At 61.7% G+C, this 24662-nt stretch carries 22 protein-coding genes; 6 read left to right on the forward strand and 16 right to left on the reverse strand.

What is annotated here, in order from left to right:
* Positions 1–5: 5 nt before the first annotated feature.
* From ACR42D_RS11230 to ACR42D_RS11255, 6 genes are all read right to left on the reverse strand, one after another.
* Positions 6–1640, reverse strand: coding sequence for a glutamate synthase-related protein (locus tag ACR42D_RS11230; protein ID WP_484566893.1), 1635 nt, complete (start codon positions 1638–1640; stop codon positions 6–8).
* A complete protein-coding gene (locus ACR42D_RS11235) occupies positions 1604–2740 on the reverse strand; it encodes a class II glutamine amidotransferase domain-containing protein (RefSeq protein WP_484566894.1) in 1137 nt (378 codons plus the stop codon). The genes ACR42D_RS11230 and ACR42D_RS11235 overlap by 37 nt, the downstream gene beginning before the upstream one ends.
* 448 nt (positions 2741–3188) lie before the next feature.
* Entirely contained in the window at positions 3189–3590 is a 402-nt protein-coding gene (locus tag ACR42D_RS11240; protein ID WP_484566895.1) for a type II toxin-antitoxin system HicB family antitoxin, read from the reverse strand.
* Positions 3591–3630: 40 nt separating this feature from the next.
* The gene (mltA, locus tag ACR42D_RS11245) at positions 3631–4887 is read right to left on the reverse strand and encodes a murein transglycosylase A (RefSeq protein ID WP_484566896.1); all 1257 of its coding nucleotides are present in this window, start codon (positions 4885–4887) and stop codon (positions 3631–3633) included.
* Positions 4884–5993, reverse strand: a complete 1110-nt coding sequence (locus ACR42D_RS11250) for an AI-2E family transporter (RefSeq protein ID WP_484566897.1) — start codon at positions 5991–5993, stop codon at positions 4884–4886. Before ACR42D_RS11250 ends, mltA begins: the two co-directional genes overlap by 4 nt.
* Positions 5994–6033: 40 nt before the next feature.
* Positions 6034–7599, reverse strand: a complete 1566-nt coding sequence (locus tag ACR42D_RS11255) for a response regulator (protein WP_484566898.1) — start codon at positions 7597–7599, stop codon at positions 6034–6036.
* 419 nt (positions 7600–8018) lie between these two features.
* Between ACR42D_RS11255 and ACR42D_RS11260 the strand changes: the two genes are divergently transcribed.
* From ACR42D_RS11260 to ACR42D_RS11275, 4 genes are all read left to right on the forward strand, one after another.
* Complete coding sequence (locus tag ACR42D_RS11260; RefSeq protein ID WP_484566899.1) at positions 8019–8843, forward strand: transporter substrate-binding domain-containing protein; 825 nt, start codon at positions 8019–8021, stop codon at positions 8841–8843.
* 75 nt (positions 8844–8918) lie between these two features.
* Positions 8919–9929 carry an amino acid ABC transporter permease gene (locus tag ACR42D_RS11265; RefSeq protein WP_484566900.1) on the forward strand — a complete coding sequence of 337 codons (1011 nt, stop codon included), beginning with the start codon at positions 8919–8921 and terminating at the stop codon, positions 9927–9929.
* Between the two features lie 2 nt (positions 9930–9931).
* Positions 9932–10663, forward strand: coding sequence for an amino acid ABC transporter ATP-binding protein (locus ACR42D_RS11270; protein WP_484566901.1), 732 nt, complete (start codon positions 9932–9934; stop codon positions 10661–10663).
* A gap of 300 nt (positions 10664–10963) precedes the next feature.
* Entirely contained in the window at positions 10964–11998 is a 1035-nt protein-coding gene (locus ACR42D_RS11275) for a TIGR04372 family glycosyltransferase (protein WP_484566902.1), read from the forward strand.
* On the opposite strand, the gene ACR42D_RS11280 is transcribed toward ACR42D_RS11275, so the two are convergent.
* The 10 genes from ACR42D_RS11280 to ACR42D_RS11325 are packed head-to-tail and all read right to left on the reverse strand — an operon-like array spanning position 11999 to position 22189.
* Positions 11999–12844, reverse strand: a complete 846-nt coding sequence (locus ACR42D_RS11280; RefSeq protein ID WP_484566903.1) for an SDR family oxidoreductase — start codon at positions 12842–12844, stop codon at positions 11999–12001. It lies immediately after the preceding gene.
* 7 nt (positions 12845–12851) lie between these two features.
* Positions 12852–13922, reverse strand: coding sequence for a radical SAM protein (locus ACR42D_RS11285; protein ID WP_484566904.1), 1071 nt, complete (start codon positions 13920–13922; stop codon positions 12852–12854).
* 9 nt (positions 13923–13931) lie between these two features.
* Positions 13932–14591, reverse strand: coding sequence for a methyltransferase domain-containing protein (locus ACR42D_RS11290; RefSeq protein ID WP_484566905.1), 660 nt, complete (start codon positions 14589–14591; stop codon positions 13932–13934).
* An 18-nt stretch (positions 14592–14609) separates the two neighbouring features.
* The gene (locus tag ACR42D_RS11295; protein ID WP_484566906.1) at positions 14610–16229 is read right to left on the reverse strand and encodes a phosphotransferase; all 1620 of its coding nucleotides are present in this window, start codon (positions 16227–16229) and stop codon (positions 14610–14612) included.
* Between the two features lie 3 nt (positions 16230–16232).
* Positions 16233–17159: a transketolase family protein gene (locus ACR42D_RS11300; protein WP_484566907.1), complete on the reverse strand. Its 927-nt coding sequence runs from the start codon at positions 17157–17159 to the stop codon at positions 16233–16235.
* 3 nt (positions 17160–17162) lie between these two features.
* Positions 17163–18011 (reverse strand): transketolase, encoded by an 849-nt coding sequence (locus ACR42D_RS11305; protein ID WP_484566908.1) that lies wholly within the window; start codon positions 18009–18011, stop codon positions 17163–17165.
* Positions 18012–18039: 28 nt separating this feature from the next.
* On the reverse strand, positions 18040–19110 hold the full coding sequence (locus ACR42D_RS11310; protein ID WP_484566909.1) for a radical SAM protein: 1071 nt from the start codon (positions 19108–19110) through the stop codon (positions 18040–18042).
* A gap of 9 nt (positions 19111–19119) precedes the next feature.
* Entirely contained in the window at positions 19120–19683 is a 564-nt protein-coding gene (locus ACR42D_RS11315; RefSeq protein WP_484566910.1) for an SIS domain-containing protein, read from the reverse strand.
* 14 nt (positions 19684–19697) lie between these two features.
* Complete coding sequence (locus ACR42D_RS11320) at positions 19698–20648, reverse strand: GSU2086 family protein (protein WP_484566911.1); 951 nt, start codon at positions 20646–20648, stop codon at positions 19698–19700.
* Positions 20649–20662: 14 nt separating this feature from the next.
* Positions 20663–22189 carry a PfkB family carbohydrate kinase gene (locus ACR42D_RS11325; protein ID WP_484566912.1) on the reverse strand — a complete coding sequence of 509 codons (1527 nt, stop codon included), beginning with the start codon at positions 22187–22189 and terminating at the stop codon, positions 20663–20665.
* A 318-nt stretch (positions 22190–22507) separates the two neighbouring features.
* Between ACR42D_RS11325 and ACR42D_RS11330 the strand changes: the two genes are divergently transcribed.
* Positions 22508–23539, forward strand: a complete 1032-nt coding sequence (locus ACR42D_RS11330) for a glycosyltransferase family 9 protein (protein ID WP_484566913.1) — start codon at positions 22508–22510, stop codon at positions 23537–23539.
* A 112-nt stretch (positions 23540–23651) separates the two neighbouring features.
* Positions 23652–24662: an NAD-dependent 4,6-dehydratase LegB gene (locus tag ACR42D_RS11335; RefSeq protein ID WP_484566914.1), complete on the forward strand. Its 1011-nt coding sequence runs from the start codon at positions 23652–23654 to the stop codon at positions 24660–24662.

Raw genomic sequence — 24662 nt, forward strand, 5'->3', positions numbered from 1 at the left:
TTCGATTAGATGACGTACTTGATGTCCAGGCGATCCGCCGCGTCCTTGTCCGAGATGCCCAGCGCGTCGGACATGCCGACGGGCAAGGACGTGGACCGGCCGAGCGGTGCGATGACCTTGCGCAGTTCCGTGTCGAAGCTCAGGTAGAAGTCAACCACCCTCTCGGCGACCTTTTCGGGGTCGAGGCGGCGATAGACTCTCGGGTCCTGGGAGGTGATGCCCTTGGGGCATACGCCGATGTTGCAGACGTTACAGCGGTCCTTCTCGCTTCCGAGACAGCCCGCGCCGGCCTGCATGACGTACTTGCCGATCTGGACCATGGAGGCCCCGAGCATGATCAGAGCAGCGGCGTTGGCGGCCAGGTTGCCGTGCTTGCCGATACCGCCGCCCGCGATGAGCGGGATCTCGTTCTGGGCCCCGGCCATGCACAGCGCCTTGTAGCAGTCGCGCAGGTTGGAGGCGATGGGATGGCCCATGTGGTTCATGGACACGTTGTAGGCCGCGCCCGTGCCGCCGTCCTCGCCGTCGATGGCCAGGCCTGCGGCGTAGGGGTTGCGGACCAGGTTGTTGAGCACGGCGAGCGAGGTGGAGGACGCCGAAATCTTCGGATAGACCGGCACGCGGAAGCCCCAGGCCATGGACATGGACTGGATCATCTTGGCCACGGCCTCCTCGATGGAGTACTTGGTCTGATGGGTCGGCGGGCTGGGCAGGGAGACGCCGGACGGCACGCCGCGAATGGCCGCGATGAGCTTGTTGACCTTGTACCACATGAGCAAGCCGCCGTCGCCGGGCTTGGCGCCCTGGCCGTACTTGATCTCGATGGCGCAGGGATCTTCCTTCATCTCGGGGATGGCGTGGATGATCTCGTCCCAGCCGAAATAGCCCGAAGCGATCTGCAGGATGACGTACTTGAGGAAGCGGGAGCGCAGCAGGCGCGGCGGACAGCCGCCCTCGCCAGTGCAGATGCGCACCGGCATGTTCATTTCCTCGTTCAGGTAGGCCACGCCCATCTGCAACCCTTCCCACATGTTCGGGGAGAGCGCGCCGAAGGACATGCCGCCGATGACCAGGGGATATATCTCCCGGACCGGCGGTTTCCAGCCGTTTTCGCGGAAACACTTGATCTCGGCCTCGGGCGAGAGCACCCGGCCGAGCAGCGTGCGCACGTCGAATTCGTGGCGGCCCGCGTCGAGCGCCGGGTCGGTGAGCATGGAGATGCGGATGAACTTGATCTGGTCCAGCAGGGATTCAGAGCTGTTCCTGCGGCCGCCGCGCGTCCTGGGCTGGCCGCCCCGGTTGTTCTGGAACTGAAGCGTGGTGGAGTCGTACTGACGGTTCGGCTCGATGGCGTTGTTCGGGCAGACCATGTTGCACATGGCGCAGCCGATGCAGGCGTAGGCCGGATCGGTCCGCTGGCGGATGCCGTAGAAGGTGGAGAATTCGGTGGTCGGCTTGGCCGACAGCCCCATGGGCGGCTTGACGTCCCGCTTGCGGAACACGCCCAGTTCAATGGCGTTGACCGGACAGACCGAGGTACACCGGCCGCACTTGGTGCAGGCGTTGATGTCCCACTTGATCTGCCAGGGCAGGTCCTTGCGGCTTAAAGTTGCTGGCGTAATGGGTCTTTCTGCGAGCATTGGAGAACCTCCCGGCAATCGGGTCCGACGATCGCCGTGTCGAGATGCATGGGTTGAAAATCCTTGGTCCGGTCACGGTCGGGAATGGCGGCGTTGAGCCCGCAGATCTCGGAGGAGAATCCGTAGATGCCGAGCTCGGGGTTGCCGCCGACCACGCCGGGACGAAGTTTCTTGCGGTCCTGGGCCATGAACATGGAACCGTCGGGCAGACAGCCGATGACGCAGTTCGGCCCGTCGATGATCAGCTTGCGGCAGGCGCGCTTGAGATCGGACAGGAATTCCCGGTCCGGATGGTCGCGCATCTCGTCGTCGTTCATGGGCGTGATGACGTGCTTGTAGGAGCTGATGTCCAGACCAAGCCGCTTGGTGGCGTAGTGGGCGATGTGGGTGAACACCTCGGAGTCGGACTGGTAGCCCTGGTAGCCGGTGACCCCGCGCGACATGAGATATTCGCGGATGGGCACGAAGGCGGTGTTCTCGCCGTTGGTCATGGTGGAGATGCCTTCTATGAAGAAGGGATGGCAGGCGTACAGATTGATGGCGTAGTTGGTGTTCTGCCTGCCCTGGGCCAGGATGTGGCGGGCGTAGAGTTCCTCGCGGTCGAGCTTGAGGTACTCGCCGATGGCCATGGGGTCGCCCACTTCCTTAATCATGATGGTGTCGGGCCAGAACGAGAATACCATGATGTCGCCCTCGGCCTCGCCCATGGTCCGGAGGTCAAGGCGCATCTGGACCAGATTGGAATCGATCTGGGCCTGGCTCATGCCCTTCCACTCGTCCGGGATCTTGAAGGCGATGGAGGCGTAGGTGCCCCGCTTGGGCGTCCCGACCGGCGGTTCGACGTCCGGCTTGAAGGTCGCGGAATACTTGGACTGAAATCCATTTTTCGTCATGTATTCCGACATCCGCGCCAGTCCGGCGTCGGTAAAGATACCGGACAGGATGGGATATTCCTTGAGTTCCTCCCACGGTCCACCCAGACCGCTCAGGAACAGCCCCACACCGGAGCCGTCGTGCCCTTCCTTCATGACGTTGAGGGCATCGATGGCGCGCATGGGTGACACTGGGTCACGGCTTGTAAGCGCAAACAAACGGCACATGGTCTCGCTTCACTCCACAGTTAGAGGTCTCGCCCCGCCGCGAACAAACGACGGCACGCACGGCAGACACCGGAAAAAATCCAATGATTCCTCAAAAAACTCAGCACCGCGGGGAGCGCATCCGGCAGGGGCAAAAAAGCCTGCGATGCGATCGGCAGGCGGTCGCGGCAGGCTCTCAGGCTCAGGCTTTTTACAATAATGCAACTTCCAAGGAGCTGTTTACCGTTGCAATGTATATTGGCTCTATACAAATCCCGGAAGCTGAACCTAAATCAAAACGGAAGATCGTGCAACCGTAACACATTAATAACCTTTGCCAATTTTGTTAATACACAAAAATGGACATGACAAAAATGCACCTAGCCCCCAAGAATGACAGGAGAATCAAATTCTCACGCCAAAGGAAAGACGGCTTAAAATAAATTATGAAACGGTGGGATCAGGGGTGTCAGGCAGCGAAAATATCGGTTTTGATCGCCAGACGTGACGCGGCCGCCAGAAAATCAGCCGGGGAAACCCCATACTGACGGCAATATTTCTCAATTCTGGCCAGAAGGTGAGCATGCATGACCATTTCGAACTCCTCAAAGTCGCTTCCATCCCCTTGAACCGAGATATTGATCGCCTTTCGGCCCTGATTTTCGGGTTGAGCGAGCAAATCCTTCTTTTTCGAGGGCTCCGGAAGGAGTTCGCCGCCCTGAAGACGGTCTTCAACGAACATAGCCAGGGCTTCGTGAGCGTTGTCCACGGCCTCGTCCAGGTCTTCGCCGAAACTGGTGCACTCCGGAAAATCCGGGAACGTCACGGACAGGCCGTGCTTCTCCTGTTCGAACAGCGCCACATACTGCATTGGTCGCCTCCTCGGCTGCTGGATGGTGATGAGTGAAAGCTTACTCGGGGCGGCCCTTCAGAGACGCGATGACCCGCTTGCTCAGGAGCATGTAGACCTCGGCCCCCTCCTGCAGGTGCCCGGCCAGGGTCTCGGCCTCCTCGCCCGCGCCGCAGAACAGGTCCATGCGCGTGCCCTGGATGGCCCCGCCCGTGTCCTGGGCCAGGACCAGGGAGAAGAACGGATCGGCCTGGCCGGTGTCGTAGTCCATGAGCGAGGTCTTGAGGGCCACCACGCTGCCAAGGGGGATCATGGACCGGTCCACGGCCACGCTGACACGCGGGGTCAGGATGGAATTGATGGAGCCGAACGGCCCCTCGTCCGCCAGCCGGAAGAACACGTAGCTCGGATTGCGGAAGAGGACGTCCTCGGCCACGTCCGGGTGCTCGTTCAGGAAACTGCGGATGCGCTGCATGCTCATCTCTTCCTTGGGTATATACCCCTTGTCGATGAGCACCTTGCCGATGGACACATACTGGCGGCCGTTCTTGCCGCCGTAGAGGATGTGCTTGAAGCTGCCGTCGGGCAGGTCCAGCCTGCCCGAGCCCTGGACCTGGAGAAAGAAGACGTCCACCGGGTCGGCGGCCCAGGCGATCTCGTTGCCCGTCCCCTCCAGAGCGCCCAGGCCGTCGATGGCCGCGCGGTCGAAATACGGCTCCACCTGGTCCCCTTCCACGCGATAGACGAGCTTCTGCCCGGCCCAGCGCGGGTGGAAACTGCCCAGATCCACCACCTTGAGGTCGTCGGGCACGCCATAGAGCGGATATTTGTGGGTCGCGTCCCGGGTGAGCGAGGCATCGAGCCACGGCTCGTAATAGCCGGTCAGCAATGTGCCGGGCTCAAGCTTGTACCAGGTGAACCGCTCGGCCAGCAGGGACGGCGCATGGTCCAGCAGGGCGAGGGTGGAGGCCAGTTCGGCCACGGAATCGCGCAACTGCCCCCAGGTCAGACGCAGGCCGGGCTGGTCCACGCAGACCGCGTCCTGGGGCCGGGAGCGGATGTAGTGCAGGCTGGACTCGATGCCCGGACGCAGGTCGTTCCAGGAGCAGAGGTTCTGCGGCTTGAAGGAGAGGGCCCCGGCCAGATCGAGGGCCGCGCCCTCCCCCACCGGCACGAAGGCCGGGACCTGCGGGGCCGGAGGCGCCGGAGTCTCGGCCGGGGCCGGGACCGGGGTCGGAGCCGGGGCCTTGGGAGCGCAACCGGCTGCGAGAAGGAGAAGGAGAATGACTATACCGGACAGGGAATTCCTTGAAATCATTGAACCGCCTCTTCGTGGTCGTCCAGGTCGTCGGCGTATTCCTCAAGGTAGATCTGCAGCATGACCATGACGAAACTCAGGATCAGCGGGCCGTAGAAGATGCCCAGCATGCCGAAGGAATAGATGCCGCCGAGGATGGCGATGAAGATGTAGAAGGTGGATACGCGCGAAGCCTCGCGCATGAATATGGGACGCAGGATGGTGTCGATGCCGACAACGAAGATGCCGCACCACAGGGCCAGGAAGATGGCCATCTTCCACTGGCCGGACAGGAACAGGTAGCCCACGGCGGGCACCCAGACCAGGCCGGTGCCGACCACCGGAATGAGCGATGACAGGGCCATCATGCCGCCCCAGAAAAAGGCGGGGATGCCCGCCACGGCCAACCCGACGCCGCCGGCGAAGCCCTGGAGCACGGCCACCAGCAGACAGCCCATGAGCACGCCCCGGGCGACCCGCTTCAGGCTGTCGATGATGTAGTCCTCCTGCTTGGGCCGCAGCGGCGACAGGCGCTTGATGTAGGCGACCATCTTGGTGCCGTCGCGCATGAAGTAGAACAGGATGAAGACCATCAAAAGGAAGTGCATGACCAGCTTGGCCCCGTCCCGGGCCAGCGAGGTGCCGAAGGAAAGCATGTTCTGGGCGAACTCGCGGGAATACTGGAGCACGCCCGCCTGGATCTGCATTTCGTCGATGCGCAGAAACGGCAGCTGCTCGTGGATCAGGACCGCGTACTTGTCGAGCATCTCCAGGCTGAGGAAGGACTTGTAGGTTCCCTGGGCGATCCAGGCGTTCAGGGCCACCAGGGATTCCACGCCCTGGCTGATTAGGGCCATGAACAGGAAGGCCAGGGGCAGAACCAGAGCGAAGACGATGATCCCCACGGTCAGGGCCGAGGCCCAGGTGCGCCGCCCCTTGCACAGCTTCAGCGCCCAGTTGAACACCGGGGTGAACAGCACGGCCAGCACGGTCGAGAAGATCATGGTGTGCATGAAGGGCTCCACCAGCGAGAATCCCAGGTACAGGGAAAACAGCAGGAGGATGATCAGAAACACCTTGTAGATGCCGCCGCTGATCAGAGGGGTCGGTCCGTTGGAATCGCTCATACTCTCTCAAACTCCGTGGAAGGGAACAGCCAGACTGGATTCATTCCTTCTTCAGGGTTGATTGTATGATTGCGGCGACGGTGTCAACGTCAACCGGCTTGGAAACGTAGTCGTCCATGCCCGCGTGGATGCAGCGCTGCTCGTCCCCCCACATGGCCCGCGCGGTCAGGGCCACGATGGGCACGGACGGGTCCAGGCAGCCGGTTTGCCGGTCGCGGATGCACCGGGTGGCCTCGATGCCGTCCATCTCCGGCATCTCCACATCCATGAGCACGAGATCGAAAGAATCCTTTTTCAGGGCGTCCACGGCCTGGGTGCCGGTCTCGGCCAGGGTCACCGCGCAGCCCATCTTCTCCAGCAGCCGGACCAGGTAGCGCTGGTTGACCAGGTCGTCCTCGGCCACCAGTATCCGGATGTCCTTGAGCGGCGAATCCACGCCCAGGACGGATGCGGACGGCGAGGAAGCCTCGAACGGGCTGTATTCCAGCGGCACGCAGACCGAGAAGACGCTGCCCTTGCCCTCCTCGCTCGAACAGCGCAGGCTGCCGCCCAGGAATTCCACCAGCCGGCCGGCGATGGCCAGCCCCAGGCCAAGGCCCCCGGAGGAATGGTGGAGGTGGTCCTCGCCCTGCCGGAAGCTCTCGAATATCTCATCCAGCTTTTCGCGCGGAATGCCCACACCGCTGTCCCTGACCAGTATCTGCACGGCCAGCTTGCCGTTTTCCCGAGCCGCCTGGTCGCCCGTATCGGCCATGGAGATGTCGACCAGGACCTGCCCCGCCGGGGTGAACTTGACCCCGTTGGCGATGAGGTTGCCGACCACCTGGCGCAGCTTGGCGGGATCGCCCCGAACCCAATCGGGTATGGCCGGATCGATGGTGTACTCCAGGCTCACCCCCTTGGCCGCGGCCGGGCGACGGTGCTGGGAGAGAATGCCGGTGACCATGTCCTCGAGGCGGAAATCCATCATGCGGGCGGTCAGGGAGCTGGTCTCGAGTTTGGAATAGTCGATGATCTGGTTGAGCACGGACAGCAGCCCCATGGACGATTCCTTGATGAGCCGGACGTTCTCGCGGTACGGCTCGTCCAGGTCGGACATAAGCAGCAATTCGGTCATGCCGAGCACGCCGGTCATGGGGGTGCGCAATTCGTGGCTGACCGTGGCCAGGAACGAGGCCTTGGCCCGGCTAGCCGCCTCGGCGGCCAGCTTGGCCTTGCGCAGTTCACGCTCCATCTGGTGCTTGTACAGCCCGACCTCGATGGCCGAGCGCAATTCGTTATGGTCCACGGGCTTGACCAGATACCCGAAGGGGCCGGTCACCTTGGCCCAGTGCAGGGTCTCCTCGTCCACGACCACGGTGAGATATATGACGGGAATGTCGAATCGGTTGCGCAGCTCACTCGCCGCCTCGAGCCCGTCCATCTCCCCTTCGAGGCGGATGTCCATGAGCACTATGTCCGGGGCCAGCCGGTCGGCCAGGACAAGGGCCTCCTCGCCGCTTCCGGTCATGCCGATCACGCCGTATCCCGCCCGCTCCAGGGCCAGCTTGACGTCCAACTGCGCGACGGCGTCGTCTTCCACAACCAATATCTTATTGCTAGGCATGATTTTCTCCGTTGGAGGACCGCCGCAAGGCACATAATGATCGCTGCGGCCACCGTAACGCAGACCATACCATAGAAAAATGATAAATTTAATTTCAGGAGCGCCTTCTTCCCTTTTTTTCTGGACGGCAGAATAGTCAACTCATTATCGGGATATTTTCCCACAAAACCACGTTTCTTATTCTGCTTCTTTATACAATATCAGCATTACATTCTGTTTAAAACAAGAAACGGGCAATCGCCGCCGCCAGAGAACTCCCTTGAAGTTTTCGGGTATTGAGGCTATGAATTACTGTCGTTCTGTGAACAAAATCGTTCAATACGGAAACGATGGAGAGGAACCCATGCCCCGGGAACGTGTACCCGGACGGAAACGGGGCGACGGATATCAACCAACCTAATGTTTCATTGGAGGAAAGGATGAAACGCATCATTACTCTTGTGGCCGTGCTGTCTCTGCTGATGTGCGCCGCCATGTCCGCTCAGGCCGCCGACATCGAACTCGCCAGAAAATCCACCTTGGAGCAGGTCGTCCAGAGCGGCACCCTGCGCGTGGGTCTCGAAGCCGGCTACATGCCCTTCGAAATGACCGACAAAAAGGGCAACATCGTCGGCTTCGACGTCGACATGGTCAGAGAAATGGCCAAGGCCATGGGCGTGAAGCTCGAACTCGTCAACACCGCCTGGGACGGCATCATCCCCGGCCTGCTCTCCGGCAAGTATGACATCATCGCCTCCGGCATGACCATCAACCAGGAGCGCAATCTGAAGGTCAACTTCGCCAACCCCTACATCATCGTCGGCCAGACCGCCCTGGTCGCCAAGAAGTCCGCCGACAAGATCAAGTCCTGGAAGGACCTGAACAAGCCTGGCGTGATCATCACCTCCAAGCTGGGCACCACCGGCGAACAGGCCGCCAAGCGCCTCTTCCCCAAGGCCACCTACAAGTCCTTCGAGATGGAGGACCAGGCCATGCTGGAGACCATGAACGGCAAGGCCGACGCCACCGTCTACGACCTGCCCATGACCTCCATCTTCTACTCCCAGCACGGCAAGGAAGCGGGTATGGTCTTCCTGGACGAGCCCTTTACCTACGAACCCCTGGGTTGGGCCATCAACAAGGGTGACCCGGATTTCCTGAACTGGCTGAACAACTTCATCGTCCAGATCAAGAACGACGGCCGTTACGAGCGGATCTACAACAAGTGGTTCGGCTCCAACGACTGGTACGCCAACATCCAGTAACCGCCGACCGATTCTCCGGGGGCCGCTTTACGCGGCCCCCGGTTTTTTCCGCGCACCTATCCTATCGAGCTGACAATGAATGAAACCGCGAATGTCGAGCCCAAGAGGGAAATCGACAAGAATCTGATTTGGAAAGCGGCATATGCGGTCGCTCTCGTCGCGGTGTGCCTGGGATTCTACTGGGCCACCACGCAGACCGACTACATCTGGCGCTGGAACCGCATCCCCAGATATTTCTATTATATCGACACCGTCAACGTGACCGCTGAAATGGAAGGCGACGTGACCTCCATCACCAAGAAGGACGAGGATTCCGTGGTCATCGTCTCCGACGGCACCGACTCGGAATACTACACCGTCCCGGGCTCCAAGCTCGAGGTGAGCGAGGGCCAGACCGTCTTCGTGGGCGATACCATCGGCACCTATTCCGAGGGCCGCATGGGGTTGCTGGTGGAGGGAACGATCATCACCATCGAGGTCAGTATCGTGTCGATCTTCTTCGGCATCCTCATCGGCCTCTTCACCGGCCTGTCGAGAATATCGACCAACCCGTTCCTCAAGATGTCGGCCATTACCTACATCGAGATCATCCGAGGCACCCCGCTGCTGGTCCAGATCATGATCTGGTACTTCGTGCTCGGCACCATCATCAACAACCTGCTGAGCAAGGCGGGCCTGTTCCAGGTCCCGGAGCTGTGGTTCGGCGTGGCCTCCCTGGCCATCTTCGCCGGAGCATACGTGGCCGAGATCGTCCGCGCTGGCATCCAATCCATCCACAAGGGACAGATGGAGGCCGCCCGATCGCTCGGCATGACCAAGACCACGGCCATGCGCAAGATCATCCTGCCCCAGGCCTTCAAGCGCATCCTGCCGCCCCTGGCGGGCCAGTTCATCAGCCTGATCAAGGACTCCTCGCTGCTCGGCGTCATCGCCATCCGCGAGCTGACCAAGGCCACCCGCGAGGCGGTCACCACCAGCCTGATGCCCTACGAACTGTGGTTCGTGTGCGGCGTGCTCTACCTGGTCATCACCTTCACCCTGTCCATGTTCGTCCAGTACCTTGAAAAAAGGACAGCGGAGGCCTAGCCATGATCGATGTAAAAAACGTATACAAGACATTCTTCGTCCCGCACGAGGTCCAGGCCCTGCACGATGTGTCCTACCACATCAACCCCGGCGAGGTGGTCGTGGTCATCGGCCCGTCCGGGTCCGGCAAGTCCACATTCCTGCGCTGCCTGAACCGCCTGGAAAAGGCCAACTCCGGCCACATTATGATCGACGGCGTGGACATCCTCGACCCCAAGACCAACATCAACAAGGTGCGCATGGAAGTGGGCATGGTCTTCCAGTCCTTCAACCTCTTCCCGCACCTGACCGTGCTGGAAAACGTCACCGTGGGCCAGACCTCGGTGCGCAAGAGAGGCAAGAGGGAATCCGCTGAAAAGGCCATGATCCTGCTGAACAAGGTCGGCATCCACGCCAAGGCGGACAACTATCCCGGCCAGCTGTCCGGCGGCCAGATGCAGCGCGTGGCCATCGCCCGCGCCCTGGCCATGGACCCCAAGGTCATGCTCTTCGACGAACCGACCTCGGCGCTCGACCCCGAGATGGTCGGCGAGGTCCTGGACGTCATGAAGACCCTCGCCAAGGAAGGCATGACCATGGTCGTGGTCACCCACGAAATGGGCTTCGCCCGCGAAGTGGCCGACCAGGTCGTCTTCATGGACGAAGGCAAGATCGTCGAAGTCGGCACCCCGGAACACTTCTTCACCGATCCGCAAAACGAGCGGACGAAGTTGTTCCTGAGTCAGATATTGTAGACGGCGCAGATGGATTGAAATATAGGGGGTGCGGCGTACATGCCGTACCCCCTTTTCCATGATAAGACTCGATGGAAGAACCAGACGGCGACAAAAAACCGTTCCCGCTCCAATGACAACCCCTTACTGCCAAGGACCAAATTCGTGGGCAAGCAACCTGATTACAGAATAAATCTGAGACCATACCGCATCCTGTTCTTTCCGTTTCTCCTCCCCGTCGCATTGATTCTGGCCCTGTTCAATAGAGTTTCACCGATTCCCTTCAAGATATACGCCCTGCGTGTTGAACGGATCGGCCAAATGGCCGGGAACCAGGAGGAACTCCTCTGCAAGTGGGATCTCGGTCTGCTCCCCCGTGAATTCCGGGTGTTCATCCACCGTGACTACCCGAGCAACCGCGTTCTGCTGGACATCCAGAAACGGGTCCTGCCCATAAAGCAGTATTTCCTGCCCCTCTTCGACGTCTGTCACAAGCTGGGCGGGCTGGGTGTCGTCTCCCTGGAATACACCCGCATCACAGGCCGCGATGAGGAACACCTAATGATGCGCACGAATGGCCACTTCTCGTTATCCGAGCAGGAAGAGCGGGGCGGAGAAAAGGAATTCAAAGAGCTGGGGCTGTCCACGGACATGCCCTTCGTCACCGTTCTGGGCCGCGACTCCGCCTACCTGAACCATCTGGGCGAACCCACGGACGACGACAACTACCGTAACGTGGACATCAACACCTTCGTGCCCGCCCTGGAGTTCCTGGCCGAAAAGCACCAGGTCGTGCGCATGGGCAGCGTGGTCAAGGACGCGCTCGCCACCGATAATCCGAACATTCTCGACTACAGCCTGTCAGGTAAACGGACCGAACTGCTCGATGTCTACCTGTCCGCCCGATGCCGTTTCTACATGACCTGCGGGTCAGGGCCGGACGGCATCGCGGCCTACAATTTCCGTATTCCCACTCTGTACGTCAATTACCTGCCCCCCATGTATGCACCGCCCCTGCGGGCCTGGGCCATGTTCATCCTGAAAAAATACTGGAGCACAACGGAGAACCGCTATCTGACCCTCGGCGAATTGCTCGACAGCGACATGCGCACCATGTGCACACCGCGCGAACTCAACCCGCTGGGTGTGACGATTCACGACAACACCCCGGAAGAGATTTTGGAGGTGACCCAAGAAATGTCCGCCCGGCTGGATGGAACCTGGGTGGAAACGGACGAGGACAGGGACTTGCAGGAACGGTTCTGGGCCCAGTACGCCAAGCGGTTCAGCGGGATCAAATACGCGGCAAGGATTGGCTCGGCCTATCTGCGGCAAAACACCTATTGGCTAGAGTAGTTAACGGGCGGCCACAAGGACGGTTGAGGCGAGAGAGGGCGGCTGCAGGCCGAGCCCTCTGCGCAACCGCGCAATGCTCAAAGCCGCATACCTCGGGGCAGGCAGATTCCTACCCGTGGAAGCCACCGTACACCCCTTGATCAGATTTTCGTCCGCACCCGCGTCCCGCGCGATCAGCCGTACGGCGTCGGCATAGGACATCTCCGTTTCCGCCGAGACGTGCCAGATTCCGCCTCCGGGACAATAGGCCGCGCGGACCGTCGCATTCACGGCGAAATCCAGGGGGACGGGCGCGAAATACATATCTTCGAACGGCCTAACCGTTTCCCCGGCGGCCAGTTGCCTGCCCCACCCCGCCAGCAACGGCATGGGGAATGTGACCACTTTGGTGTACCGGATCACCGACACGCCCTCACCGAGGCCAAGGAGCGCCACCTCGGCCTCGCCCTTCTGACGCCCGTACTCGGTGACGGGCGAACGCGGAGTGCTCTCGGCGGGCAGCGGAACAGTCCCATCAAAGACCAAGCTGGAGGAGGGGAAGACCACGCGGCAGCCGGCATCCAGCAGCCTGCGGGCCAGCAGGACCGTGTTGTCCACATTGATCCGGCGCGTGGCCCCGGGTGCCCTCTCGCATTCTTCGATGGAGCAAGCGGCGGCGAACAGAAAGGCGGTGTGCAGTCCCTCAGGGGGAGTCCACTCCGTCACATCCCCGGCCAGATCCAGAGGCAAGGCGCTACCTGCACGACGGCTCGTGGCAGCGACCTCATGGCCGTCGGCTTCAAGCCGTGCTTGCACGCCCCCACCCAGTGTGCTGTCACCGCCGATGACCAGGAAGCGCACGCTCATCCTTCTCCTAGACGAAGGCCAGATGGTCTTCGTCGGCATCCAGATAATCAAGCAGCAGCTTGTTCTTGGAGTTGGCCACACAGTGATGGCCGCAGACCTTGGACGGGTCTATCTTGAAAAACTTTTTCTTGCCGTTCATCCAGAAATCCTTGAAGCGCACGTCCTTGAAGGAGCCGATGAGCCCTTCGTCCAGGTTGTAGGCCTTGTCCTGGCAGGAGTACACGTTGCAGTCTGCGCCGATGACAGGCAGAACCTGGCTGTACGGACACCACGTGTATTTCTTGTCGAACCGTTCGTCGAGCTTATGATAGGCGTCGAAGACCTCGAAATCCGGCCCGGCGAGCTCGTCCATGACTCGATCCACCTGTTCCCTGGCGAGGTCCCATATGTCCGCGTGGTAGGCGTTGTTCTTGGAACCTTCGTTTTCGAGGATGCACGGCGAAATCTTGACCGAGTCCCCGCCGAAGTCGCGCACGCGCCGGGCCGCCTCAAAGATGTGCCCGACGTTCTCCTTGTCCACGATGTAGCTGACGCCCAACCGACACGATCCCCCGTACTTTTTGAAAGCCTCGATGTTGGCCAGGATATTGTCGTATTCACCGTCGGGCACGCTCCGATAGCGGGTATAGCTGGCGTTGTCCCAGCCGTCCATGGACACCCGGACCCAGGAACCGTGCAGGGCGAACAGCTCGGCCGCCTCGCCCTTGAGCAGGCCGCCGTTGGTCAGGGTGGCGAACTTGACAGAAGAATCGACCAGCTTGCGCAGGACCTCCACCAGATGCGGATAGAACAGGGGCTCGCCCCCGCCGGAGAAGGTCACGCCCTTGACGCCCATGTCGATGACGTCGTCGATAATCTCCATCATCTTGTCGCGCGGAATGGAGTCCGAGATGCGCATGTCCTTGCCCAGCTGCAAGGCGTCGGCGCGGTAAGCGCAGTACCGGCAGCTGTGGTTGCAGCCGTTGATGGGCTTGATTCGGATATGGACCGGCGGGAGAATGGCCTCCACATCCCTGGGCAGGGAGTCGATCTTCTCCTTGAAGTGGAATATCTTCATCGGGGTGTATATGTTGCCCACGATTGTCTCCTATTCGAAGTAGATGAATTCATAATCGCCCGTGTAGCCGAAATGGCTGTAGAGCCACTCCCACTCGGGCTTACTGAAGAAGGATTCGCAGGTCAACGCCCAGCACTGGAGATTGAACAGCTCCTGCTCGTTGCGATAGCTCTCCACGCAGATGAACGCCTTCTTGCCCACCCGCTCGATCTCCTTGAGCGCCTTTTCCAGGTCGAATATCTTCAGATTATGCAGGGTGGTGTTGGTGATGACCAGGTCGAACTCGTTATCCTCAAACGGATACGGGTCCTGAGCGCGGTGGAGAAACAGGTTGTCCCGGATCGCCTCCTTGGCGTCGGCCAGTCCGTGTCGGGAAATGTCGAAGCCGTGGACCTCCATGCCGAGCAGGTGCAGCTCGTACAGAAGATACGCCTTGCCGCAGCCTACATCGAGGATGCGCGCGCCGGGTTTGAGACCGTAGGCCTCGATCATGGCCTCAGCCACGGGCTTCCAGTAGCCCGTCCGATAGGTATAGCCGCCGTAGCCGTAGCGCCGGTCGCCGTCCCAATAATCAAACTCGTATTCCTTGGCCTTGAGCATGCAATGGACCTTGTCGTCCACCATGCGCTCGATATACTGCCGGGCCGTGCTGACGTGCTTGGGGGTTATGAGATTCCGCAATATACCCATTTTGTCGTCCTCTGCTGATTATTCGATTTTATCCCGTCCCAGATCAAGGGCCCGTTCAAGCATTGCACGCGCCTTGCCGAGCTGGGTTTCCAGGACTTCCGTACGCCCGGAAGCGGCTCCGGCAAACCGTCGGCGCTCGAAATCGCGTCGCATGAACTCATTGAGCAGGATCATGCACCACTTTAGTGCAAAGAGCGGTTGCAGGGCACGCACCCTCCCCCGAAGGCTCGGATCGCCCATGACCAGGATGATGCCCGCGGCAAAGGCCCGGCGCAACTTCCCCGGCACGTCCATGCCCGGATGGAGCATGAAGTCCGAGATGAGCTTGGCCGGGTCGTCCCAGCCGAAATATTCGAAGTCGAGGAAGGCCAACCCGTCCGGGGTGCGGACCATGTTGTGGAAGCCGAAATCCGACGGGCTCAGGGTCCGTCTGGACAGGGGAATTCCCTGCCCCGGAGTCAGCCCCAGCTCCGCGTAGAGCTTACGCGCGCGATCGGCCAGTTCATCCAGGGCGGGCTCGAAATCCTCTTTCAGGAACGCGGCCAGACGATCCTCCAGGGGAGAAGTCCGCTCGCGGCGCTCCAGCCGGGCCAGCCGGTCGCGGATGTTGCCCTCGATATCCTCCAGGCGGAAGAACCCCTCGGCGGCCGGACGGAATCCCGTGGCCTCCGGGGCCGAGGACAGCCGCTTCAGGGTGCCTATGAATTCCACGCAGGTCCGGATGTCCTCAATGGTGGGCCCGGCCACCGGCTCCCCTTCCAGGAAGGAGTACACCGCGAAACAACCCTCGCGGTCCACGGCCACCGGCTCAGGCACCGAGGTCACGCCCATGCCGTGCAGAAAGGCGAAGGCCGCGAACTCGGCGTCCAGGCGGAACTGGTCATGATAATGCTTGAGGGCGAAGATTCCGTCCCCGGTCTCGATGCGGTAGACGCGGCTGTTGCGCCCGCAGCCCACGGGCTCGGCCGAGCGTACGACCACGTCCAGAGCGTCCTCTACCCCGTGCTTGAGGTCCACGGAAAGCGGGCCGCAGCCGAGCCGCTCGATCATCCGCTCCCAGTGGGCGCAGACCTCACCGGGAAAGGACTCGGGCGCGTTCCCGGCTGGTGCGAACAGGATGGGCTCGGCGGACTCGGGATAGCCCGGCTCCTCGAAGACCTCGATGAGATCGTCCACGAACAGGTCGCAGCCGAGCTCGCGGATCAAGTCGACCTTCTCCTGCCGGGTGGAGGCGAAAAAGACCCGCTCCGGGTCGAGCGCCGTGTCTTCACCGAAGAAGCCGTGGCCTTCGAGCCAGCCCATGGCCGCCTCGCGCAGGTTGCAGGCGCGCTCCGGGTCGCTGGCGGCAAACTCGGTCTTGTGGCTGACGATGCAGGTTTCGACCCCTTGCTCGCGACAGCGGCGGAAGAATTCCAGGGCGTCGGGGAAGGCGTCGGCCTCGGCGATGCGCGGCCCGTAGGCCAGGGCCTGGATGTCGGTCCACGCCTGGCGGCCGCCGTCGAGCGTCCACATGGTATCGCGGACCTCCTTCTTGGCCATGCGCCCGTCGTCGGCAAGAAAGCCGCCCTCGTCCGCCAACCGGCGGAAGAGGGCGTCATAGGTGATGATGGTGTTGTCGAGGTCGACCCCGATCAGCATGAGCTATCCTTGGACCTTGAGCAGCCCGGTCACGGTCTCGGCCAGCGGCTCGGGCCAGATGCCGTAGCGCTCCATGATCTCGTTCTGGGTGCCGTAGTGATCCGGGAACACGTCCGGAACGCCCACCCGCTTGAAGGGTCGGTACAGCCCGGCCTCGAGCATGGTCTCGGCCACGGCGGACCCCAGACCGCCGATAACGGTGTGCTCCTCCACGGAGACCACGGCCCCGGCCTTGCCCATCAGTTCGATGAGCAGTTCGCTGTCCAGCGGTTTGACCGTGGGCAGATGCAGGATGGTGGCCTTGACGCCCTGCTTCTCCAAAAGCTCGGCCGCGCCCTTGCAGACGCGCAGCCCGATGCCGGTGGTCACCAGCAGGGCGTCCGCGCCGTCGCCGTAGACCTGGCCCTTGCCGATGACGAACGGCTTGGCCGGATCGGTGACGATTGGGTCGTATCCCTTGGCCAGTCGGATGTAGATGGGGTGCGGCCAGTCCACGGACACGCGCATGAACCGCTCCATCTCCTCGGCGTCGGCCGGGGCCACGATGGTCATGTTCGGCAGCGCGCGCATCAGGGCGATGTCCTCCACGGCCAGGTGGGTGGAACCGAGCGGCGCGTAAACCAGCCCGCCGCCGTTGCCGATCAGGCGCACCGGCAGGTCGTGCAGGCACAGGTCCATGGCGATCTGCTCGAGCGCGCGCCTGACGAAAAAGGTGGCGATGGTGTTGACGTAGGGAATCCGCCCTTCCAGCGCCATGCCCGCGGCCATGCCGACCACGTTCTGTTCGCTGATGCCCTCCACCAGGAACTGATCGGGTAATTCCCGAAGCATGGCGTCAAGCGTCTTCTGCCCCGGATCCGAGGCGATGTACACTATCCGTTCGTCCTTACGGGCGAGTTCGTGAACCATTTCAAGGCATTTCTTGCGCATGGATTATCCTTCGAGGCATTTCCGCATGGCGGCTATTTCGTCTACGGGGAGTTTGCTCTTGTGGTGCCAGGCCAGGTTGTTCTCGACAAAATCGATGCCCTTACCCTTGACCGTGTGGCAGATGACCGCCAGAGGCTTGTCGGATGCGGCCTCATCCCGTGCCAAAACCTCGCGCAGGGCCTCGACATCATGACCGTTGACCTCGACGCAGCGGAAGCCGAAGGCCTCCCATTTGGCTGCGAACGGCTCCAACTCCAAGACCTCGCAGGTCTCGGCGTAGGACTGGTATTTATTGTAGTCCACCATGGCCACCAAGTTACCCAGCTTATGCTTGCCGGCGGCCAGGGCGGCCTCCCAAATTGACCCCTCGTTGCACTCGCCGTCGCCCATGATGACAAAGACCCGATTGTCCCGGCCCTCGAGTCGGGCGTTTAAGGCCATCCCCACGCCCACGGGAAGTCCATGGCCGAGCGCCCCGGTGGATATCTCCACGCCGGGAATCTTGTTGGCGCAAGGATGCCCGCCGAGCAGCGCATCGCAGCCGCAGAACTCTTGGAGCCGTTCCGGGGCGTAGTACCCCTTGTCGGCCAGCAGGACGTACTGGGCGAGGCAACCATGCCCTTTGCTCAGGATACAACGATCCCGCTCCTTCCAGTCGGGTCTGGCTGAATCGAAACGCAGGACGTCGTCGTAGAGCACCCGCATGATTTCCATGAGCGACAAGGCCGAGGCCACATGCCCCCTGCCCGCGCATTCCAGCGTGTCCACCACGCGCCCGCGCAACGCCATGGAACGGTCGTCCAGAGGCGCGGCCATGGCGGCCTCATGCTTCTTTCTTACGGAATCGATCATAATACTATTACCACCAGGTATGCTTCAGCTAGATGAAATTCACGTGCGCCGGAGGATTGGCGAGATTCCAGAGATAACGGTTGATCTCGTCCATCCGGCAGTTGATGCGGCAGACCGAAGGGTCGAAGGACTCGTTGAACCAACCCATGGCCTTGATCCGTTTCTCGCCTTCCCAGATTGCCTTAAAAGTCTGATCGTGAATGTTGCCGTAGTTGAAGCGGTCGTCGCCCAGGAACATGGAACAGCCCCATATGTTGCCACCCGCATCCATGTAGGACCAGAACGGCAACCCGAGGCAGCGCTCGTAGGGGCGGTCCTTCTCCTGCCACTTCTTGATGGTATTGAGCCGCAGGATGGGCTGAAAGGATTCGGTGCGAACCGCGTCCAACTCTTCGGACAAACCGTCCACATTGGTGTACTCAATGTCCTTGTATTCGTCCGTGTTGGACTTGGGATGCTGAGAGTACGGTTTGACCACCAGGTAGTCTAGGCCGATGTCCCGGGCAGTCTCGGCCAGGCGCACGACCTCGCCGCGCGTCTCCGGCAGGAGCAGAATCTGCATGCCCAGGGTGCAGTCGTAACCGTGCCTGGCCCTGATCTCCACTGCCGCCTCCAGGTTGGACAGCACCTGATCGAAATGGGCGGCCTTGGTCCGGTGGACCTTTGCATAGCTCTCCGGCGTCCCCGCATTGCAGCTGACCTTGATCCAGGAAGTCACGTCCATGATGCGCTCGCTGATGGCGGGCTTCATCAGGGTGGCGTTGGTGGTGAACGCCTGGTCAATGCCCACGCTCTTACCGTGGCGGGTGATCTCGACCATATCCTTGTGCAGGAGCGGCTCGCCCTCTCCCGCGTACATGACGCTCTTCAGCCCCAGCCCGGCCATCTCGGTCAGCCGTCCCTTCAAAATGGCCGTGTCCAGGAAACGCTTCTGGTACTCCATGAAATCCAGAGCGCAGAAGACGCAGCGGTGGTTGCACGTCCCGGACGGGCTGATCTCCATGTAGACGGGGTAAATATTGGCCCCTTCCATCCACCGGGCCACGCGGTCCGGGTGGTAGTGCAGCTTGTGGCTGTCTATACCGTATTTATCAGACATTGAAACAACTTACCTTTCGTAAAACAGGTCAATTAGATGGTGCAGCACAGCCCCGTGCCCGCTCTCGGCCATGCCATAGGTCTGTGCGGGCAGGTAGAAATTGAGATCGCCCAGGGCGCGCATGCGGTTGTCGGGGGACATGGCGGTCACGGTCACCGCCCGGCCGGAGAGCTCCCGCGCCTTTTCCACGGCGGCCACGGCATTGGGCGAATTGCCCGAGCTGCTGATGGCGATGAGCACCTCGCCCGCCACCATGCGCTGGCCCAGCGGGTAGGCGAAGGTCTGCTCGTAGCCGAAATCGTTGCCCGTGGCCGTGACCAGCGAGCAGTCGGTAAAGACCTCGGTGGGGACCTCGGCGTTCTTGGCCAGATCGGTGGAAAAATGGCTGGCCATGGAGGCGCTGGCCCCGTTGCCCACGAAATAGACGCGTCGCCTGTCCTCGCGGCAGGCGATGATCCAGTCCCGCAACAGGGCGTACCCGGCGTCCACCTCAAGGACCGCGCCCTGCCCGTCGGTGATCACCAGATGTTCGAGCGCGTTCGTCAGCTCCCGAAGGGATGTCGTCCAACCCATGCGTGTCTTCCCGGTCAGCTTTGGGTTACGGCGGTCCACAGCTGGGGGACCGTCTCTGCGTGTGATGCCCGTACATAGAAGCTTTCCCCTCCATCGTCAACGGTGCGCACGAGCATGGTCTTCCAGGGCCGGAAATAGTAGTCCGCGCTGCCCCTGGGAGCCTCGGCGGAAACGTTTTCGGGCAGGTCGCGCAGGTCGCAGACGAGCGAGGTGAACCGCTTTATCTCCCGTCCTTCCTGAACGGCTACGTTACGGACCATGGAGAGCGCCTTGAGATAGACCTCAGGGGCCATGATGGCGCTGCCGAAGTTCATGACCACCCCGCCCTCGATGTTTTCGAGGACCGAGGTATAATAGAGGAAATCGGTGTAGGACGCCTTGCCCCAGGCCGCGCCGTCACAGTTGGGGTGCTCGTGGATGATGTCCGAGCCGATGCCCACGTGGACCGTGAACGGGATGCCCAGCCGGTAGGCGGTTGCGAACAGGCTGGTCTCCTTGTACGGGAAATAGCCCTCGTGGACGGCCTTGCCGATGGCCTCGCCCGCGCCCATGTCCTGCTTTGCTCCCTGGCTGACGATGTCGTTGAGCCGGCCGGTCTCCTTCCACAGGCCGAACTGCCCGTCGCGGATGTACCGGGCCACGGACTCGGTGGTCTGGCCAATGAGGGCGAACTCGAAATCGTGGATGGCGCACGCCCCGTTGCCCGCCAGGCAGGAGATGTACCCCTGCTCCATGAGGTCGATGATGAACCGCTGCACCCCGGCGCGGATGACGTGGGCCCCCATCATCAGGATGACGGACGCGCCCCGCTCCTTGGCCTGGCGGATGCGCTCGGCCACGGCCGCCAGCTTGGGGTCCGAGATCGCGGCCGGGGCGAGGTCCCTGACCACGTCGAGAGTGAGATCGTGCTGCCGCTGTTCCAGGGGCAGGACCTTGAGCCGGGATCGGTCGAAAATCTTTGCCATGCTGCTCCGCCCCATTACTTCAACAGGGAAGTGACGTGTTTCATGATGGCCTGCTTGGTCACGGACTTCTGATTGCCGATGATGCCCACGGCGATGGCTCCGGCCACGTTGCCGAGGAAGGCCACGATCTCAGGCGAGACGTCTCGCAGTCCGGCCACCAGGGAGGCCACGGAAAAAAAGGCGTCGCCTGAGCCAATCTTGTCCACCACCTTGTGGGCGAAGGCGGGCACCAGCACGCCCACGCCTTCGCCGGTCTGGACATAGGAACCCTTTTTGCCCCGCGTGATCGCCACCATGGACGCGCCCACGCGTTCACGCAGGTCGTCGGTCAGCGGAGTGACACCGGTGATCTTGTCCCGGGCGTCCAGACGAAGCTCGGGCTCGGCCAGACTGACGAAATCGCACCGCCCGTAAGCGGAAATGGTGTGGAAGCCCCGGTTGCCCGCGTTGGCCTGGGTATTAACCGCCAAGTATCGGGCCTGGCTCAGGGACTCACGAGTCTTGACGCTGATGGCCCCGTGACCGAAGTCGGCGGCTACCACAACGTCGGCCCCCTCGGCAGCCGTTTTCAACTGTTCGCGCATGGCCGCGTCCCGTTCGGGATCCAGTCCGGAGTCGTCCATGTGGTAGATCTCGAACAGTTTGACCATGGAATAGCCTTCGATATAGCGGCGCTTGCGCAGGGTCGGGGCGTTGCGTTGGTAGGCAAAATGCGGGGTCACGTTCGGGTTGAGGTTCGCGCGGATGAAATCCTCCTGCGTGTCGGTCTCGCCGAGCACGGTGAACATGTCCACCGAAGCCACCAGATTGGAGAGATGATTGGCGATGGCCAGCACCCCGCCCGCGAACAGATCGCCGCCGGTGTGGCTGAAGGCCATGACCGGTTCCTTGGACGAAGCCCCGAGCGGCGAGCAGTATTGATAATCGTCCAAAATGGTATCGCCGACAACCGTGACCTTGAGCCTGGACACCCGGTCGAGGACGTTCTCCACGTCGGCAAGGGAATACCGGGAGCGGAACATCTCCAGGTAATCCCGCACCTCATCGGAAAAAGAGGACATGAACCGGTTGATCAGATTGGTGGAGGAAAAGACGATATCCTGGGTCAGCCGGAGTTCGGCCCCGATTTCGGCGCAGACGTCGGCCTCCAAACGGAGCTTGCCCGTGGGGTCGGCGTCGATGGACTGGAAATCCGACCCCTTGACGTACACGTCGGGCCGAAGCTTGCGCAACAATTCCTCGGCCGTGGGCCACTCGTTGATGGCCACAAAGTCGACCACGTCCTGGGAGGCCACGCCCTCGGCGCGGAGCTGCTCCCCAAAGGCGGGCCGGTGCGGTCCCTTGTCCACGAAGCGGTCCGGGGACACGGTCACGACCAGCACGTCGCCCCACTGGGCGGCCTGGCGGAAATACCGAATATGGCCGATATGCAGCAGGTCGAAGACGCCGTGGCAATGCACGACCCTCCTCCCCTCTTTCTTCAGTTCGGCGACGAGATCGACGAGTTCGTCGATGGATTTGATTTTCTTCTCGATAGACATGAAAACTCACTATATGCTCATGGGGTCAGGCGTCAACAGACGCGAACTTCCGGCCATTGCGAGCCGTTGCGCAACCCGCACGCTATACAGGGGAACTCCGCGTCTGACAAGGCGGTTATCCAAAGCCGCAGTGAGCGCGAATGGTTCGGCATCCGGCCCGGTGCGGGGGGGGGGGAGCATCCCCTCCGTCCCCGGAAAACGGACGTTTCGGCCCTGCCGGGACAAGGTCCCAGTCGGCGCTTGTGCCTGACCTGAAACCGGTGTATGTCTGCGCCCATATTACGGACGGCCCCCCGGCCGTCCCCAAAACCGACCGCAATGAAAGATATTTCCAATCTGCACCCGAAAAAGATTCTGGTCTGCCAGCTCAGGCAGATCGGCGACGTGCTCCTGTCCACGCCGTCCATACAGCTGCTGAAGGAACGTTTCCCGGACGCGGAGATCCATCTGCTGACCGAAAAGAAGTGCCTTCCGGTGGTGGAAAACAACCCCCACCTGTCCCACGTCTGGGCCATCGACAAGAAGGAACTCAAGAACCCGCTCAAGGCCTTGCTCTGGTACCGCAAGGTGGGCCGCGCAGGCTACGACCTTATCGTGGATTTCCAGCGGCTGCCCCGCTGCCGGTACGTGATCATGTTCTCAGGCGCGCCGGTCAAACTGACCCAGCACACGGCCTGGTACAACCGGTTCTTCTACACCCACTTCAGCGACGTGATCCACGGCTATGCGGCCATGCTCAAGGCGTCCATCCTGCGCCCGCTAGGCATCGACTGGGAGGGCCAACTGCCCAAGCTGTACCTGACCGACGAGGAGCGGGCCTGGGCCGACGAGTTCATCCGCACCGAAGGCATGGAGCCGAACCGCTTCGTGACCATCGATCCATCCCACCGGCGGATCACCCGCAAATGGCCCGAACGTCACTTCGCCGGGCTAATCAAGCTCATGCGCGAAAAGCACCCCGACCTCAAGTTCTTCATCCTCTACGGCCCGGGCGAACTCGACGTGGCCCGCAAGGTGGCCGAACTGGCGGGCCAAGGCACGGTCATCTCCGAGCACATGCTGACCCTGCGCGAGATGGCCGCGATCCAGGAAAAGGCCGCGCTGCACGTGGGTAACTGCTCGGCCCCCAGGCACTTCGCCGTGGCCGTGGACACCCCGTCTCTGGCTATCCACGGGGCCACCGGATTCGGCTGGTGTCCCAAGTCCGAGCGCCACTCCAGCGTGGACAAGGGGCTGCCCTGCCGCTCCTGCAACAAGAACTCCTGCGACACCCTGGAGTGTCTGGAGACCTTCCTCCCCGAGGAGTGCCTGGACGAGGCCCTGCGCCTGCTCGCCCTCAAGCTCAAGTGAGCGGTCGCACCGCCCAGGCCGTTCCCGCCGCGCCTTGCCATAGGCATGGACAGGATATATACAGTGGAGCATCATCATTCGCCATTTTCACGGCCAACGCCGTTGGAGCGCCATGCATCTCAATAACAAGAAAATACTGGTCACCGGGTCGGACGGATTCATCGGCTCCCACCTGGTGGAACACCTGGTCCGGCAGGGCTACACGGTCCGTGCCTTTGTCCTGTACAACTCCTTCAACTCCTGGGGCTGGCTCGACGAATCGCCCAAGGAGATCCGGAACTCCCTGGAGATATTCGCGGGCGACATCCGCGATCCCAACGGGGTGCACGAGGCAATGAAGGGATGCGACGTGGTCATGCACCTGGCCGCGCTCATCGCCATCCCCTACTCCTACCACTCCCCGGACACCTACGTGGACACCAACGTCAAGGGCACGCTGAACGTGGTCCAGGCGGCCCGCGACCTGGGTGTTTCACGGTGCGTGGTCACCTCCACCAGCGAGGTCTACGGCACGGCGCGATTCGTGCCCATCACCGAGGACCACCCGCTGCAGGGCCAATCGCCCTACTCGGCCACCAAGATCGGGGCGGACCAGATCGCCATGAGCTTTTACAACGCCTTCGAGACCCCAGTGTCCATCATCCGACCGTTCAACACCTACGGCCCCCGACAGTCCGCCCGCGCGGTCATCCCCACGGTCATCACCCAGATCGGCAACGGGGCCGAAAAAATCAAGCTCGGGGCCCTGACGCCCACCCGCGACTTCAACTTCGTGTCCGACACGGTGCGCGGCTTCGAGGCCGTGACCCAATCAGACGCCTGCGTGGGCGAGGTGGTCAACGTGGGCAGCGGATTCGAGGTGTCCATCGGCGACACGGCCAAGGCCATCGCCGAGGTCATGAACGCGGACATCGAGATCGTCTGCGAGCAGGAGCGCATCCGCCCGGCCAAGAGCGAGGTGGAACGGCTGTTCGCGGGCAACGAGAAGGCCAAGCGGCTGTGCGGCTGGGAGCCGGAATTCGGCGGGCTCAACGGCTTCAAGCGGGGCCTCAAGCTGACCGCCGAGTGGTTCGCCGACCCGGACAACCTGCGGCGCTACAAGGCCGACATATACAATATCTAG

The organism is Pseudodesulfovibrio sp. lm2024 (assembly GCF_051175575.1).
Taxonomy (GTDB): Bacteria; Desulfobacterota; Desulfovibrionia; order Desulfovibrionales; family Desulfovibrionaceae; genus Pseudodesulfovibrio; species Pseudodesulfovibrio caledoniensis.